The organism is Ruegeria sp. BI12, assembly GCF_056537985.1.
The window spans coordinates 1459954-1476105 of record NZ_JBQFSL010000001.1; the positions used below are offsets into that span (position 1 = coordinate 1459954).

The window sequence follows — 16152 nt, forward strand, 5'->3', positions numbered from 1 at the left end:
GAATATGAAAATTGACCCCAAGAAGCCTGCTGATCTGTCTGCCCAGATCGCTCAGGCCATTCGCGATGCTATCATCTCGGGCGAATTGATCGTGGATGAACGCTTGCCGTCCGAAGCGGAATTGTCCGAACAGTTTCAAGTGTCACGCCCGACAGTACGCGAAGCTTTGAAACGTTTGGCAGCACAATCACTTATTCGCACACAGCGCGGTGCAAGTGGCGGTGCATTCGTGAACCGGTTGAGTTTTGAGGGCGCGTATTCGCAGCAGATCACGACCTCTACCCTGCTTTTGTCGATGAATGCCGTCAGCTTCGACACGGCCTGCGAAGCCCGCTTTGCTCTAGAGCGCGCCTGCGCCCCGTTGTCCGCTCAGCGACGGACAGCCGATCAGTTGGCTACAATGCGGGCCGAGATACACCGGCAGTCACAACCGGGCCTTACGGATGAGGCTTTCTGCGCCTCTGACGTAGCGCTTCACCGCGCCCTTGTTGATGGTGCCGGCAATCCCGTGCTGTCCTATCAATTGGCCGGAGCGGTTGAAGCCATGCAGCCTTTGATGAATATGATCACCTTCACGGCACGATCCCGCGAGGCAATCATTTCTCTGCACAACGAGATCGCTGACGCTCTGGAAGACCGAGACTCGACCAAAGTGGACGCGACGCTAGTTGAACTTGAGAATTACACAAGGCAGTTGGCGCAGGACGTAGCACAGCAGCGAAGCAAGCCTGCGTAAGGAGAATGGGATGACTACCGGTTTGAACGTGATTGCCGCGCTTCTGACTATTGGGTTTGGCCTTTTCGGGTTTCTGGCGCCCAGCTTTACCTTGGGTGCATTGGATCTGACCCCAACTGACAGCAATATGGGGCTGAGTGAAATGCGCGCATCTGTCGGCGGGCTATTCGTCGTCACTGGCGTGGCTGTTTTATATCTCAACAACCCCATGGCTTATGCCATGCTGGGTATTGTCTACGCAGGCGCGGCACTGGGTCGGTTCGTTTCGGTCTTTCTGGACAACCCACCACTGGTCAAAGCAGTCACATTTGGCGGAATCGAGCTGATCCTGGCGCTTTGGCTGATATTGGCGAACATCAACAGGTCTGCCTAAGCCACTGTTATTGCAGTGCACACCTGATCAAAATCACGGTTTGCATCCTCTTGCACCCTCACCTATATAGAGAGTGTCCTTCGGGACTATGGACATAAACGCGCTCGTAATAAGCGGATCGGACCCGGGGGCGGTACCCGGCGGCTCCACCAAATTCTTTCGTTTGAAGATCATGGGGCCGAAATAGGATCGACGAACGTCTAAAGGGGTTAGCTTTGTCTCGGCTGTCTGCCACCGTTACCGGCGAAAATAGTACAATTGCAAACGACAATCGTGCTCCGGTTGCAGTTGCTGCGTAAGCAGTAACAAGACCGAAACTTAAGCCCTTGCGCCTAGCCGCGTAAGGCGGGGTTCGCAGGTACCTGGCAACAGAAACCTGCACTTCCGAACTAAAGTCTGAGGTTTTTGCTGAGCATGTTCATGTTCAGAGTTTTTTCACGTTTTGGCCTCATGCTGACGCCAGCAGAATAAGGAGTGCTGGGATGGCGCACGCAGATCTACTCAGAGAATGGTATTCCGAGGTTTGGGAAAACGGCAATACCGACGCGATTGACCAATATTTCGCCCCCGAGGCGATGGCCGAAGGGCTTATTCCGGAAATGCAGGTCGGCGCGGATGATTTCCGTGATCTGGTCATGGCGTTTCGCCATATCCTGGGCGACATCCAAGTAGAAATGCCTAAAATCATCGAAAACGGCGATTGGGTATCCGCCATTATTCACCTGCGTACGACACGCGCCGACAACGGTGCCCCGATTCAGGCGACAGGCAGCGTCATGGGTCGGATCAAAAATGGTCGTATGGTTGAGGCATATAATCAATTCGACTTCATTTCACTCTTCGAACAACTTGGTCAGTTCCCGCAGGATACCTTGCCGGTGTGTATGACGGGACAAAGGCTGGTCTGGGCCTGATCGTCGACGCAATCTTGACCCCCTCGGCGCTTACGCGGTAGCTAGGGCCATGGGGTAAGATTGCGAACACCCCGTGAGGCGTCAGCCCAAGTTTCGCATGTATCCGACAAAACCAGGAGACATGCTGTGCCCGCGCCAAATTCAATCACGTCAAAGCAATTGTTAAGACTGATAGGCACGCCTCAGGCGCCCGTGCTGATCGACATCTGTATGGACGCGGATTTTGAGGCAGACCCCTATCTGATCCCTGGGTCCATTCGCCATTCTGCAACGGATCCAAAAGGGTTGGTCACCTTGATCGGCGACCGCCCAACCGTTGTGATTTGCCAGAAAGGCAAGAAGCTTAGCCAGGCCGTCGTCTCGTGGTTGCGGGGCGAAGGTGTTCAGGCCGAATTCCTTGAAGGCGGTGTGTTCGCATGGAGAGACATGTCGGACGCGCCTCGCGTGCCCGCGGCGGCATTGTCGATGCTGCAGCCTGAAGGATCCCTTTGGGTAACGCGTCACCGTCCAAAAATTGATCGCATCGCCTGCCCCTGGCTGATCCGGCGGTTTGTTGATCCCAACGCCCGTTTCCTGTTCGTTGCACCGACAGAGGTTGAAGCAGCCGGCGAGATGTTCGGTGCGACCCCTTTTGACATAGAAAACACCTATTGGAGCCACCGCCAAGATCGGTGCACCTTTGATACCATGTTGGATGAATTTGGGCTCCGCACGCCCGCGTTGGATCGACTTTCGACTGTCGTTCGGGCGGCAGACACCAACCGTCATGATCTTGCGCCAGAAGCTGCCGGTTTGCTTGCGGTCTCTGTCGGGTTGTCCCGGCAATACCGCGACGACCATGAAAACCTCGCGGCGGGATTGCACCTCTATGATGCGCTGTACCGTTGGGCACGCGACGGGTTTGAGGAACAACACGACTGGCCAACGGATCGCAAATCATGACCCCCACGCACTTGGAACTGGTCCGTACCTTTGGACGTATCGGATTGTTGTCGTTTGGGGGCCCTGCGGCGCAGATTTCATTAATGCATCAGGAGTTGGTGGAAAACCGACCGTGGCTGGACGAGCAAACGTACTTGAGGGCGCTGTCTCTTTGCATGCTGTTGCCCGGTCCCGAAGCCATGCAACTTGCCACCTATGCAGGTTGGCGTCTGCGCGGCGTGACCGGAGGGTTGATCGCCGGCGGACTGTTCGTATTGCCTGGCGCACTGATCATTGCCATTTTGGTCGGACTGTACGCAGCTTTTGGTAACTTGCCTCTGGTTCAGGCCGCTTTCCTTGGGGTGAAGGCAACGGTTATCATCATAGTCCTTCAGGCCCTCAAAAACCTGTCGCGCAAGGCCCTTACCGATATGGAACACCGGGCAATCGCAGGATTGGGTTTTGTTGCGATCTTCGCCTTTAACCTGCCGTTTCCCTTGATCATTCTGGCTGCGGCGCTTTGGGGGTATCTGAGTTTCAAGGGTGACGCCAACACAGCCCCAATACCCCCTGCCCCAAGTGCAACGCGCCCGCTGCGCACCTGTGCAATCTGGCTGACATTATGGCTTGGCCCATTGGTGTTTCTGAGCGTGACTGGACAAAAATTGTTGAGCGATCTCGGGTGGTTCTTTGCTCGCCTGGCCGTTGTTACGTTCGGCGGAGCCTACGCGGTTCTGGCATATATGACTCAGACTGTCGTGGACAAATATCAATGGATCAGCACCGACCAAATGATTGACGCGTTGGGGCTGGCTGAGACGACGCCGGGTCCTTTGATACTGGTGACACAATTCGTGGCCATGCTGACGGGGCAAATCTCGGGTGGGTTCTCTTTGGCTCTTGCTGCTGGCGCGGTTGCGCTTTGGGCCACCTTTGTCCCGTGTTTTCTGTGGATCTTCCTGGCCGCACCATATCTTGATCAATTGGCCGCCCGTCCACGGCTGTCCGCAGCTTTGCACGGTATAACAGCAGCGGTTGTAGGCGTGATTCTCAACCTTTCCGTGTGGTTTGCTCTTAACGTTCTTTTCGGGGCAATCCCGGAATTGGCATGGGGACCCTTAACCATCCCATGGCCCGAACTTGCGACGCTGAACATATCAGCGCTGCTTTTAACGATCATGGCCGGGGTGTTGATATTCAAACTAAAATTCGGCATGGGAATGACCTTGGCCGTGATGGCCGTGGCCGGGGTTGGATTTCAATTTCTTTGAACAATCCACCCACACCCGGTCTTTCGTTTCCGAACGAATCCCCTATGCTTGGGATAACCACTTTTGAGGATGACACATGTCGCAGGACATTGACTATGGAACCCTGATGCACACCGCGATGCGCGGCCTTATTCAGAAGGTTCTGACCAACGTTTCTGAAAACGGTCTGCCTGGGGCGCATCATTTCTTTATCACGTTCGATACACGGCAGGACGGAGTTGAAATAGCTGACTGGTTGCGCGAACGCTATCCCGAAGAAATGACTGTCGTAATGCAGCACTGGTTCGAAAACCTTGAGGTTGGCGACGACGGCTTTGCGATCACGCTAAATTTCGGCGACGCGCCCGAACCTCTTTATATTCCATACGATGCGATCAAAACCTTCGTGGACCCGTCGGTTGAGTTCGGGCTGCGTTTTGAAAGCCCGGATGACGAGGACGAGGTTGCGGCTCATATTGTTGAGGAAGCGATAGAGGTTGAGGAACCTCCGGTCCAGCAAGACGCAGATGTCGTTTCACTGGACAGCTTCCGAAAGTAAACTCAAACATACGAACCCCGCCTCTCGCGGGGTTTACTGTTTCTGTAGGAACGTATCGACCGAACGGGATTTCACACCGTTACGGAATCGCGAAAAAGACAGGTCCAGCCCCCCGTCAGCAAGCGTGCGGTCAAACTGCTGTAGTTCATACCCGCCGTTTTCATCAATAAACAATGAGAAGACCGTTAGCGTTTCGCCCTCGATCCGGCCCCAGACGAACGGTTCTCCCTGCATCGGGTCCAGGGGCACCTCGTGCCCGAACACATTGCGCTTCATTGCGGCTGAGTAAACGTCGGACCTGTCGGATTGTTTGAAGTCGATCGAGAAGGACTGATCCTTGACCCGGCCATCCGGCTTATAGGTTGTAGTCTTCCAGCTGACGTTGAAACCATCTTTCGTTTCATGGATTGAAACGCTCATATCACGGGGGGTTTCGGTTCCATCATCGTCCACCACATTGGCGGAACCAACGTAATCTCCGATAAAGGGTTCGATGTTACCCGCTTGGGCTTGAAGATTTCCAAAACCAAGCCAGAACACGGCACCCATCGCAAAAGCGATAAGCCGCAGCGGATTAATCCCGTTGATAAGCAGCACCTGACCCTCCAGCTTTTAGATCTTTCCATTCTACCTCAGCCACGGGCGCGCACAATGGCTCTAACGCGCGTGTCTCAAAGAAAAATGGCGCCTCCAAACGCCTATACCTTTGGCAGGGTTGCGCTTATGGTGCGCGCAACTGGCCGATTGCGCGAGGACGCTGTCACGGGTAAACGGCATACGACTGCATACTAGACGGAGTGACCGATGTCCCAGACCCGCACCGAATCCGACAGCTTTGGCCCGTTGGAAGTTCCCGCTGACAAGTATTGGGGTGCACAAACACAACGCTCGATCATGAATTTTCCGATCGGCTGGGAAAAGCAACCCGTCGCTATCGTACGGGCGCTGGGCGTTATCAAAAAGGCCTGCGCGATGGAGAATAAGGCCATCGGCAAGCTGGATGCCAAGATCGCCGATGCCGTCGTTCAGGCCGCCAGCGAGGTGATTGAAGGCAAGTTCGATGACAACTTCCCTCTGGTCGTTTGGCAAACCGGTTCTGGCACTCAGTCGAACATGAACGCGAACGAGGTCATCGCAAACCGCGCGATTGAGATCATGGGTGGCGTGATCGGTTCCAAAGAACCGGTGCACCCCAATGATCACTGCAACATGGGGCAGTCGTCAAACGACACTTTCCCGACCGCAATGCATATAGCCACAGCGATGAGTGTACGCGACGTGCTCATGCCCGGACTCGAGAAATTTGCGTCGGCACTGGAAGCCAAAGCAAAAGAGTTCGCGGGCATCATCAAAATCGGCCGCACACACACTCAGGATGCGACCCCTTTGACGCTGGAACAAGAGTTTGGCGGCTATGCGCACCAGATCCGCCAAGGTATCGCTCGGGTCGAGGCTGCAATGCCCGGCATCTATGAACTGGCGCAAGGCGGTACCGCTGTCGGCACCGGCCTGAACACGCATGATGGCTGGGATGAAGCCGTCGCCAAGAACATGGCTGACATCACTGGCCTGCCCTTCGTAACGGCACCGAACAAGTTCGAAGCCCTTGCCGCACATGACGCAATGGTCTTCCTGTCCGGCGCACTGGCGACCATTGCGGGCTCTTGCTACAAAATCGCGAACGACATCCGGTTCCTGGGCTCTGGCCCGCGGTCCGGTTTGGGCGAACTGATCTTGCCTGAAAACGAGCCTGGCTCGTCGATCATGCCGGGCAAGGTGAACCCAACGCAGGCCGAAGCGCTAACGCAGGTGGCCGCGCATGTGATCGGCAACGACGCGGCAATGAAATTTGCGGGTTCGCAGGGACACTTCCAGCTGAACGTCTACAATCCGATGATGTCTTACAACCTGCTGCAATCCATTCAGTTGCTGGGCGATGCCACCGACAGCTTTACCGAGCGTATGTTGTTGGGCATCAAGGCAAATGAGCCGCGGATTGACAAGCTGATGAAGGAATCGCTGATGCTGGTCACCGCACTAGCTCCGACCATTGGTTACGACAATGCGACCACCGTGGCCAAGACAGCGCATAAGAACGGTACGACCCTCAAGGAAGAGGCAATCGCGCTGGGCTTTGTCGACGAAGAAACATTCGATGCGGTTGTCCGACCAGAGCACATGATCGGCCCCAAATGATGGCATGGCGCAAGCCGGTATGTCTGTGCCTGCTGATAGCAGGCACAGCAACCTCGGCACACGCAGACCTGTTCGCCCTGATTGACGCCCGGTTGGAATGGATGCAGGACGTCGCCGCGTTCAAACATGCGAATGACCGCCCGGTTGAAGATCTTGAGCGTGAGAAAGTCGTGATTGACAAGACTCTGGAACAGGCGACGCTGGCAGGCGTTGATCCGGACAGCGCACAGCTGTTTTTCCAAGTTCAGATCGAAGCCGCGAAAGAGATCCAATCCTGTTGGATCGAACGGTGGTCCAAGGATCAAACCTCGGTTCCTGAAAGCTATGCGGATCTGACGACCGAGGTGCGCCCCGCTCTATTGGATCTGGGCGGGCAAATCCTTGACACATTGTCCAGTCAACCGCCCGTCTCATCTGCGTTGCAAGCTGATTTTTTGGACACTGTGAATGTCGAATGTCTTTCAGATGACAGCCGCGCAAAATTGTTCGATAGTCTGACAAAGGTGAGGCATTCGCAGTGACAGACCCAGTAAATCTGAACAAGTACAAAAAAGAAAAAGCACGGGCCGAAAACAAAGCGCGCGCTGACCAAAATGCCGTCGCTTTTGGCCGCACCAAGGCCGAAAAGGATCTGGCGAAAAAACAGCGACACAAGCTGAGCCAAGACCATGAAGGTCGTAAGCTGGACAAATGAGCGGTCGCCCGGTCAAACGTTCCCTGACGCTGAAAGGCCATCGGACATCCGTATCGCTTGAGGATGAGTTTTGGCAGGCATTTCGCGAAATCGCCAAGAAAAAAAACATGCCGATCAATGCTCTGGCGGCGGCAATTGATGTCGAACGCGATCCCGAAGTCGGGCTTGCCTCTGCCATTCGGGTTTTCATTCTGAACTGGTATCAATCCAAATAATTCAATCTTGCTTTGAGCTTGTGAAACTGCCTAAAGTGAATTGGAACAAAAGGGGTACATGGGGATGGTGCAGACAATCGAAGGGCCTGACGGAAAACCGCGCTGCGCGTGGTGTCAGGCAGCCCCCGAATTCTTTGACTATCACGATCAGGAATGGGGATACCCTGTTGGCGACGATCAACGCCTGTTCGAAAAACTCTGCCTCGAGAGTTTCCAGTCCGGCCTTAGCTGGCGCACGATACTGTCCAAACGTGAAAATTTCCGCAAGGCGTTCAAAGCATTTGATATCAACGCTGTAGCGGCATTTGATGATACAGATAGGGAAAGATTATTGAAGGATGCGGGGATTGTGCGGCATCGTGGAAAGATCGAGGCTGTGATCAACAACGCCCGTCGCGCGCAAGAACTTATCGCGTCCGAAGGATCCTTGGCCGCATATGTTTGGCGATACGAGGCAGACGCGCCGCCTGCCCCGCAAACCGCCTCAACATCGCCGGAATCCGAGGCGATGTCGAAGGACCTGAAAAAACGAGGCTGGAAGTTTGTCGGTCCGACGACCGCGTTTGCCTTTATGCAGGCAATGGGGCTGGTGAACGATCACGCTGAAGGTTGCGTCATGCGTGAAAAAGCGGCGCAGATGCGCCGCGAATTCGCCAAACCCCAATAGTGTTAGACCGACGCGCGGAAAATCTTGTCGATGTTACCGCCCAACGCTGCGTTGAACTCGGCATCTGATTGCTTTTTTGACAGGCCTTCGGTCAGCGCGCGCGAGAAAGACGCGATCATCTTACCATTCTGCCCCAGCAGATCGCAGGCCTGATCGGTCGAATAACCGCCTGACAGCGCAACCACGCGCAGAACACGCGGATGATCGGCCAACTCGTCATACAGGTTTGCTTGAGTAGGGATCGTCAACTTGAGCATGACGTCCTGCCCCTCGTCCAACTGATCCAGGTTCTTCAGGATTTCAGCCTTCAGGATGTCTTCTGCTTCGGCTTTTGTCGCCGAGTTGATATTTACCTCGGGCTCAATAATCGGAACCATTCCTGCGGCCACGACTTCGCGGGCCACATCGAACTGTTGCGCAGTAACAGCTGCGATGCCTTCCGCATTTGCTTCGTGAATGACTGAACGCTCTTTGGTGCCGAAAACACCGTCAGCTTTAGCCAACGTCTCGGCCAGACCCGGAATGGGTTTCATCAATTGAACACCATTCGCTTCGTCTTCCAACCCTTTGTCAATCTTAAGGAAAGGCACGATACCTTTAACCGACCAAAGATAGTCGGCAACTTTTCGGCCATCAATTTGCTCGCCCAGCGTACGCTCGAACAGGATCGCGCCGATCACTTTAGCCTTCGTGAAATCATTCGCCAGAATGATCCGCGCACGCATATTCTGGATTTCGCCGAACATCTCTTCGTCCGAGTTGTAGTCCGATGCGTCTACGCCATAAAGCGCCAGCGCTTTGGGGGTCGACCCACCGCTTTGATCCAGTGCTGCGATGAAACCTGCACCGTTTGACATTTGTGCGCGCTGTTCTGCTGATGACATAAGACTTTCCCGTTCAATATGATTCCGCGTTTTCAAACCGCATACAGCAAGGCGTGAAAGGATGGTAGTTTGTTAGCGCTCAACCAAGCGCAACCAAATTCCTTCCTTCGATCGGACAGTCAAATGCGCAACTGGTACAGGTGATTGCCCCTCGACCAGCTCAAATCGAAAGCGTCGCAGAAGCATGGACACCAAAAGCGGCCCCTCAATCATCGCGAACCCAGCACCAGGGCATACGCGGGACCCCGTTGAGAACGGAATGAAGGCGTTGCGCTGACACGACTTTCCATTCTCAGTCCCCCAACGGGTTGGATCAAATTCGTCCGGGCGATCCCAGAGCCTCTCGTGCCGGTGCAAATGCCAGGGGCTAATCACGACTTGCGAGCTTTCAGGCACATCCCTGTCTCGGAAACGTTCGGGGCAAGTCGCTTCACGGACCATCATTGGCACAGGCGGGTAAAGCCGCAATGCTTCACGGAACACATCCCGGCTAAGCCTGAGGCGCGATATTGCGGTAAATTCCGGCGTATCCAACGCCCCTGCTTCTTCGGCCAACTTGTCCTGCCATTCGGGATACATGGCCAACAGATACAGCATCCAGGCTAGTGCAGACGCGCTGGTTTCGTGGCCGGCAAGGAAGAAGATCGCGACCTGATCGACCATTTCCTGCGTGTCGAAACCACGCCCGGTTTCGGGATCACGTGTTGTCATGATCTTGGTTGCCAGATCGTCCGGCGCTTCACCCCGAGCGATCAGCGCAGCCCGATCCGCCGTAAGGCGCCGGATGAGCGCCCTGATATCCTTAGCATTTCTTTTGGTGCGCCGCGAATGCAACCTCGGCGACCACTTTGGCAGCGGGACAAAGGCTGCAATGTTCAAAATGGGTTGTTCGCGCTGAAAGCTGCGAAACTTGTCAAAGACCCGAGCGGCTATTTCATGCTCGATAGGCACCGAAAACAAAGTGCGAAAAATGACATCCGCAGCAATATGGCTGGTGACTTCTTCAAACTCAATGGCCTCGCCAGCCTGCGGGCGCAACCGATCCACGGCGGCCTGGCCTGCCGCGAGCATCGCCGGAAACGTGTCCTTCAGGCGCCCACCTTCGAACGCCGGGTCGATGATCCTGCGTTGCTGTTTCCAGGTATCCCCGTTCGTCAGGAAGACAGAATTTCCCAGCAAAGGACGCAGACCCTCACTTATTCGGTTCGACTTAGGGAAGTCGTTGGGGCGTTTTTTCAGAACCGTATCAACGAGTTCCGGCTGGTTCATCAAGTAAGACCTAAAAAACGGTGTTCGAAATTCAGCCATCCAGGCGCGGTACAGCCTATGGGGCTGGGCTGAAAGAATGTCTTTACGGAACAGTTTCAAGTATCGCCAAAGCGATACTTTGTCTGGACGCGCGGCCGGTTTGGGCGGTGTCATGCGGTCACCGTGGTGTGTTTTGAGACTGGCTTTTCCACGCGTGATTTCGACGGCACCCGCCCCTCAAACCTCTGCTCCAAGGTTTGTGGACCAGCGGTTATACGAAAATAGTCATACCGATCCGGCTTATCAAACGCGCAAAGATATTGGAAATGCAGCCGGAAGAACTTCCAGCGCAAATACTTCCATCGTTCGGGGGATAGGGTCTGTGTGAAAGCCGCAGATAGGACCAGCGGCCATTTCTTTTCTGCCGTGGCCACGCCGCTGACCGACACCGGATCGCAAAGGGCAAAAGAACAGCCGTCGCCGGGGGCCGAGACATCTACCCATGTCAGATTTTCCTGCGTGGATAGGAATTGCAAATCGGCCCTCAATTCATGGGCTTGGGGCAGAAAGGACACCATCGGCACGACCTGTCCCAACGTTAGAAACGAGAATACAGGGCCGTCGTCACGTTGACCATTGGCGCGGATAACATCGGCCAGAACGCTGACGCCCAGATGGGCGCCTGAGCTATGGCCGACGACCAGCACCTCATCTGCGTCTGAATTCAGCGCCTCTTGGATCAACGCACCGAATGCACGCAGGCGATGTCGCAATTCACCCGGCGTCGCCCCTTTGAGCTTTGCGGAATAGGCATAGTCATGCATCAGGTAATAAGCAAAAAGTTGACCGTCTTGCTGGCGAAACCATCGCATCAGAGCGTAAGCGACCCCAACAGCCAGGACTACGCCCAGCCAATCGATAAACGGCATCAATACCCATGTCATGGCCCCAGCTAGCAAGATCGCCAACAGCAGTTGAGCCACCAACATTCCAACTGGATACAGTGCGGCAATCACCGGTCCTTTGCGCAGCTGCATCAGGCGCCACAGCGTTCCAGAGGACATATAGATCCATGCAGTCTGCACCAATTGCAGATAAGTCGCCGGGATCGAATTTGACATGCTGTCACGCACCAGATCCGACCAGACCAAAACACTTACATCGGCTTGAACTTCTTCACCATCCTGCCGGGAAGTGACGTGCCACCCATACGGGCCATCGCCTGACTTGGCGGACACCGAAATCTCATAACCGGATATCTCCGACTGAAGCATGCCTTCGGTACGATAAAGCTCACGATACCGCCGCGGTGGTATCGGATCATAGCCAGGGATATAGAATACTTGGCGTTTACGCACCCGTGGATGATTATTCTGACTGCTCATGGCCTTACCTTCTGCAGCGCAGGTTAACGCAGCCTGAGCGTCAAGGTAAGTCAGATCAACAGATCATCCGAAATTCGCCAGCGCCGGGAAAGTTTCCAGCAGCCACCAGCTGAATTCTGTGAACAGGCCTGTGATCAGCATGATGCCCACGAAAAGCAACAAGCCCCCCATCACCTTTTCAATGGTACCCATGTAAGGCTTGATCCGGTTCATCACCGTCATCGACCGATTCAGGAACATCGCCGCCAGCAGGAACGGAATGCCCAAGCCAGCCGCATAAACGCCCAGCAACAGGGTCCCACGCGCGACCGATGCCTCAGACGCCGCAAGTGACAGGATCGCCCCCAACTGCGGTCCAATACATGGCGTCCAGCCAAAGGCAAAAGCCAGACCAAGAATATAAGCGCCAAATACAGATCCACCGGAATCACCGGTTTCAATCCGGGCTTCGCGGTCCAGAAACGGGATACGGAAGACATTCAGGAAATGTAGGCCAAAGACGATGACTACTGCGCCAGACACCTTCGCGAACAGCACCTGGTTCTGAAGGACAAACGCCCCGAACGCGGATGCTGTGAAGCCCAGCAACAAAAACACGGTGGACAGGCCCAACACAAAGAACAAGGCCGCCAATGTTGCCTTGCGCCGCGCTTGCGCCTCATCCTGCATTTCGTTGATCGTCACGCCACTCATATAAGCCAGGTACGGCGGAACGATGGGCAAAACGCAGGGCGACAGAAAGCTGATCAACCCGCCCAGCATCGCGATGAACATGGCAGGCAGCAAGCCCGCGTCGATGATATCTATTCCGAACATGTTTCAGCACATATGGTATGGGGCGGCCAACGTCACGGGGCCATTCGGTCACATCCTCGTGGTTGCACGCTGGACACCCTGCCAAAGTGGAAATATCTGAACCTTATGTCAAATCCATCCGAAACACTCGACGCGTTAGGTCTGCTGTGCCCTCTGCCAGTTCTCAAGGCACGCAAACGTTTGAAATCCATGCCGGCCGGTGCCGTTCTGCGCGTACTTGCAGATGATCCTGCTGCCATAATTGATGTCCCGCATTTCTGCGTCGAGAGCGGTCACCAACTGCTGTCGCAGGAGGACGCGGACGGCCATCAGGTCTATTTGATCCAGAAATCTAGCTGAGATTGGCTGAAACAAAAAAGGCGGGCACCTGGCCCGCCTTTTCCTTTTATTGGCCTAGTGACCACCAGCCACGCCGCTTTGGCTTAGCCGGCTGTTCGGGCTCTTCGGCTACAACCTCCAAAACCGGCTCGGGTGCCTCTTCAACCACGGCTTCCGCAGGCTCCTGCGGGTCGTCGGCGGTCACCTCGACGACTGGTTCGGGTTGTTCAACCGCTACAGGTTCAGCCTGTTCTTCGGTGGAAGTTTCCGCCTCAGTCTCAGGTTGTTTTGCCGCCGTTTCAGCTTTTTCACCGTCTTCTGCAGTTTCTGCCGCTACTTCTTCTGGTGCTTCCGTTACGCCAGTTTCCTGAGCCTCTGCTTCCGGAGTTACAATTTCACCATCCTTGCCCGCAGTCTCTTCAGAAGCGACTTCAGCAGTTGTTTCTTCTGCTACTTCAGAAGATTCCACGTCTTTCTTCTTGCGGCGCGGAGCACGACGACGCTTGGGCTTGGCGGTTTTTTCTTCCTCAACCGGTTCGGAGGCTTCACCTTCAGGCTTTGTTTCATCTGCCACGTCGGTCTTAGCTTCATCCGATGCCTCGGACGTTGCCGCATCACCTTCGTCAGCGTTCGCCTCGGAAGATTCGCCGGAACCATTGCCCTTTTTCCGACGACGGCGACGACGTTTACGCTTGGGCTTGGTGTCCTCTTCAGCCTGAACAGCTTCCTCTTCGACCTGCTCTTCTTCGCTGGCGTCAACAAGATCCATCAGGGACGCGTCTACCGAAACGACTGGAGCTGTGGCTTCCGGTACGATCCGGCTGGCGGTTTTGAACTTCTCCATCGAGAAATCCGGGCTGACCAAATGCACGTCACCTTCGACACGTACGGACAGGCCATACCGCGCCTCAATCTGCGCGATATGCTCGCGCTTCTGGTTCATAAGGAAGTTGGCGATGCTGACCGGGCAGCGCACAAGCACCTCGCGCGAGCGGCGGCGCGTGCCCTCTTCCTCGATCTGACGCAGGATCGACAAGGCCATGTTGTCGTCCGACCGGATTAGACCAGTTCCGTGACACGCCGGGCACGGCTGTGTCGTGGCCTCCAACATACCGGGACGCAGACGCTGGCGGCTCATCTCCAGCAGTCCAAAGCCCGAGATGCGGCCAACCTGAATGCGGGCCCTATCGGTTTTCAGCTTGTCTTTCAGACGCTTTTCGACGGCCGAGTTATTCTTCCTCTCGTCCATATCGATGAAGTCGATGACGATCAGACCGGCCAGGTCGCGCAGACGCAGTTGGCGCGCAACCTCTTCTGCGGCCTCGAGGTTGGTCTTGAGCGCGGTTTCCTCGATCGAGCCTTCTTTGGTGGCCCGGCCAGAGTTCACGTCGATCGCAACCAGCGCCTCTGTCACGCCAATCACGATATAACCACCAGATTTCAGCTGAACGGTCGGGTTGAACATCCCGGCCAGATAGCTTTCAACCTGATAGCGTGCGAACAAGGGCAACGCGTCTTCATACCGTTTCACGTTCTTGGCGTGGGACGGCATGATCATCTTCATGAAGTCCTTGGCGATGCGATATCCGCCTTCACCTTCGACCAGAACCTCATCGATTTCGCGATTATAGAGATCGCGGATCGACCGTTTGATCAGGTCGCCTTCTTCATAGATTTTCGCGGGCGCAATGGATTTCAGCGTGAGCTCACGGATCTGCTCCCACATGCGTTGCAAATATTCGTAGTCGCGCTTGATCTCGGATTTGGTGCGCTTGGCACCGGCTGTGCGAATAATTAAACCCGCCCCCGTGGGCACGTCGATTTCCGCAGCGATTTCTTTAAGCTTCTTACGATCCGGAGCATTGGTGATCTTGCGGCTGATCCCGCCACCACGCGCCGTGTTTGGCATCAAAACGCAGTACCGACCTGCCAACGACAGATACGTGGTCAGGGCTGCGCCTTTGTTGCCGCGTTCTTCTTTGACGACCTGAACCAGCAGAACCTGGCGAACCTTGATAACCTCTTGAATCTTATAGCGACGCGGACGTGGTTTACGAACGGGGCGGATATCCTCGCTGTCATCTTCGTCGGCGACGGATTCAATAGAGTCGTCCTTCGCAGTCGCATCAGCTCGTGCTTCTTCAGTCTTACTCTCGTCTTCTTCGGTCGCGTCTTCCGATGTTTCGGCCTTCGCTTCACTCACCGTTTCGTCAGAGTTCTCTTCAGCTTCTGCAGAGTCGGTCTCTGCAGCTTCCGCAGCAGGTTCTTCAACCTCTTGCTCAGGCTCGTGATCGTCTTCCGATGATGCAGATTCGCCTTCAGCTTCTGATGACTCAGCTGTTTCTGGCTGGTCCGGTGACGCTGCCTCATCAATAGGCTCTTCGACCGGCGTTTCGGCAACCCTGTCCGCAGGTGATGTCCCTTCGAGGACCGGGCCATCGGCTCCTTCTTCGCCTTCGTCCAGATCAATGGTTTCCATGCCAGTAGGTTCGTTCGAAACTTCGATCGACTCCACCGCATCGTCAGACTTCACATCCGCAGCTTTAGACCGCGACCGTGAACGGCGTTTTTTTGGCTTGGTGTCTTCCGCTTCGTCGCGCGCCTTCATTGCCTCAGCATAAGCGCGCTCTTCTTCCATCAACGCTTCGCGATCAGCCACGGGGATCTGATAGTAATCCGGGTGAATCTCGGAAAAGGCCAGAAACCCATGCCGGTTCCCGCCGTAATCTACAAAGGCCGCCTGAAGAGACGGCTCAACCCGGGTTACTTTTGCAAGATAGATGTTGCCAGCAAGCTGGCGTTTGTTTTCGGATTCAAAATCGAACTCCTCGACCTTGTTTCCGTCAACCACCACGACGCGGGTTTCCTCCGCGTGGGTGGCATCGATAAGCATTTTCTTAGCCATGTTTCCTTGGTGCACCGCGCCAAACGCGTTGTCCTTACCCGTCCAGGAGGACAGGCGCTTTTGGGGTGGTG

18 protein-coding genes and 1 other RNA gene are annotated in these 16152 nt (G+C 55.2%); 13 read left to right on the forward strand and 6 right to left on the reverse strand.

Translation table 11 applies throughout. The annotated features are described in order from the left end of the window. The first annotated feature begins 4 nt into the window (after window positions 1–4). From ACR0AK_RS07525 to ACR0AK_RS07555, 7 genes are all read left to right on the forward strand, one after another. On the forward strand, window positions 5–736 hold the full coding sequence (locus ACR0AK_RS07525) for a FadR/GntR family transcriptional regulator (protein ID WP_170557416.1): 732 nt from the start codon (window positions 5–7) through the stop codon (window positions 734–736). Between the two features lie 10 nt (window positions 737–746). Continuing rightward, on the forward strand, window positions 747–1109 hold the full coding sequence (locus tag ACR0AK_RS07530; RefSeq protein WP_170557418.1) for a DUF4345 family protein: 363 nt from the start codon (window positions 747–749) through the stop codon (window positions 1107–1109). 36 nt (window positions 1110–1145) lie between these two features. Then, window positions 1146–1492, forward strand: a transfer-messenger RNA (tmRNA) gene (ssrA, locus tag ACR0AK_RS07535). A 99-nt stretch (window positions 1493–1591) separates the two neighbouring features. Then, window positions 1592–2023, forward strand: coding sequence for an ester cyclase (locus ACR0AK_RS07540; protein WP_480792885.1), 432 nt, complete (start codon window positions 1592–1594; stop codon window positions 2021–2023). A 126-nt stretch (window positions 2024–2149) separates the two neighbouring features. After that, window positions 2150–2965, forward strand: coding sequence for a chromate resistance protein ChrB domain-containing protein (locus ACR0AK_RS07545; protein WP_480792886.1), 816 nt, complete (start codon window positions 2150–2152; stop codon window positions 2963–2965). Further along, complete coding sequence (gene chrA / locus ACR0AK_RS07550) at window positions 2962–4215, forward strand: chromate efflux transporter (protein ID WP_480792887.1); 1254 nt, start codon at window positions 2962–2964, stop codon at window positions 4213–4215. The genes ACR0AK_RS07545 and chrA overlap by 4 nt, the downstream gene beginning before the upstream one ends. 76 nt (window positions 4216–4291) lie before the next feature. Then, window positions 4292–4753: an SspB family protein gene (locus ACR0AK_RS07555; protein WP_480792888.1), complete on the forward strand. Its 462-nt coding sequence runs from the start codon at window positions 4292–4294 to the stop codon at window positions 4751–4753. A 33-nt stretch (window positions 4754–4786) separates the two neighbouring features. On the opposite strand, the gene ACR0AK_RS07560 is transcribed toward ACR0AK_RS07555, so the two are convergent. Further along, entirely contained in the window at window positions 4787–5350 is a 564-nt protein-coding gene (locus ACR0AK_RS07560) for a hypothetical protein (protein ID WP_480792889.1), read from the reverse strand. 207 nt (window positions 5351–5557) lie between these two features. Here ACR0AK_RS07560 and fumC point away from each other — a divergent pair, with 207 nt between their 5' ends. The 5 genes from fumC to ACR0AK_RS07585 all read left to right on the forward strand — a co-directional run bounded on the left by fumC (window position 5558) and on the right by ACR0AK_RS07585 (window position 8525). After that, the gene (gene fumC / locus ACR0AK_RS07565) at window positions 5558–6949 is read left to right on the forward strand and encodes a class II fumarate hydratase (RefSeq protein ID WP_480792890.1); all 1392 of its coding nucleotides are present in this window, start codon (window positions 5558–5560) and stop codon (window positions 6947–6949) included. Further along, on the forward strand, window positions 6949–7470 hold the full coding sequence (aroQ, locus tag ACR0AK_RS07570) for a gamma subclass chorismate mutase AroQ (protein WP_480792891.1): 522 nt from the start codon (window positions 6949–6951) through the stop codon (window positions 7468–7470). The genes fumC and aroQ overlap by 1 nt, the downstream gene beginning before the upstream one ends. Then, window positions 7467–7643: a DUF4169 family protein gene (locus tag ACR0AK_RS07575; RefSeq protein WP_480792892.1), complete on the forward strand. Its 177-nt coding sequence runs from the start codon at window positions 7467–7469 to the stop codon at window positions 7641–7643. The genes aroQ and ACR0AK_RS07575 overlap by 4 nt, the downstream gene beginning before the upstream one ends. Further along, window positions 7640–7858, forward strand: a complete 219-nt coding sequence (locus ACR0AK_RS07580) for a ribbon-helix-helix domain-containing protein (protein ID WP_480792893.1) — start codon at window positions 7640–7642, stop codon at window positions 7856–7858. Before ACR0AK_RS07575 ends, ACR0AK_RS07580 begins: the two co-directional genes overlap by 4 nt. Before the next feature lie 64 nt (window positions 7859–7922). Then, window positions 7923–8525, forward strand: a complete 603-nt coding sequence (locus ACR0AK_RS07585) for a DNA-3-methyladenine glycosylase I (RefSeq protein ID WP_480793646.1) — start codon at window positions 7923–7925, stop codon at window positions 8523–8525. A 2-nt stretch (window positions 8526–8527) separates the two neighbouring features. Here the strand turns inward: ACR0AK_RS07585 and ACR0AK_RS07590 are convergent, their stop codons facing one another. The 4 genes from ACR0AK_RS07590 to ACR0AK_RS07605 form a co-directional block, all read right to left on the reverse strand. Continuing rightward, on the reverse strand, window positions 8528–9409 hold the full coding sequence (locus ACR0AK_RS07590; RefSeq protein WP_480792894.1) for a fructose bisphosphate aldolase: 882 nt from the start codon (window positions 9407–9409) through the stop codon (window positions 8528–8530). A 72-nt stretch (window positions 9410–9481) separates the two neighbouring features. Next, window positions 9482–10831 (reverse strand): cytochrome P450, encoded by a 1350-nt coding sequence (locus ACR0AK_RS07595; protein WP_480792895.1) that lies wholly within the window; start codon window positions 10829–10831, stop codon window positions 9482–9484. Beyond that, the gene (locus ACR0AK_RS07600) at window positions 10828–12042 is read right to left on the reverse strand and encodes a hypothetical protein (protein ID WP_480792896.1); all 1215 of its coding nucleotides are present in this window, start codon (window positions 12040–12042) and stop codon (window positions 10828–10830) included. The genes ACR0AK_RS07595 and ACR0AK_RS07600 overlap by 4 nt, the downstream gene beginning before the upstream one ends. A gap of 63 nt (window positions 12043–12105) precedes the next feature. Then, on the reverse strand, window positions 12106–12858 hold the full coding sequence (locus ACR0AK_RS07605; RefSeq protein ID WP_170412974.1) for a cytochrome c biogenesis CcdA family protein: 753 nt from the start codon (window positions 12856–12858) through the stop codon (window positions 12106–12108). Window positions 12859–12963: 105 nt separating this feature from the next. Here ACR0AK_RS07605 and ACR0AK_RS07610 point away from each other — a divergent pair, with 105 nt between their 5' ends. Continuing rightward, the gene (locus tag ACR0AK_RS07610) at window positions 12964–13197 is read left to right on the forward strand and encodes a sulfurtransferase TusA family protein (RefSeq protein WP_480792897.1); all 234 of its coding nucleotides are present in this window, start codon (window positions 12964–12966) and stop codon (window positions 13195–13197) included. 46 nt (window positions 13198–13243) lie between these two features. On the opposite strand, the gene ACR0AK_RS07615 is transcribed toward ACR0AK_RS07610, so the two are convergent. Continuing rightward, entirely contained in the window at window positions 13244–16081 is a 2838-nt protein-coding gene (locus tag ACR0AK_RS07615) for an Rne/Rng family ribonuclease (protein WP_480793647.1), read from the reverse strand. Window positions 16082–16152: the final 71 nt, after the last annotated feature.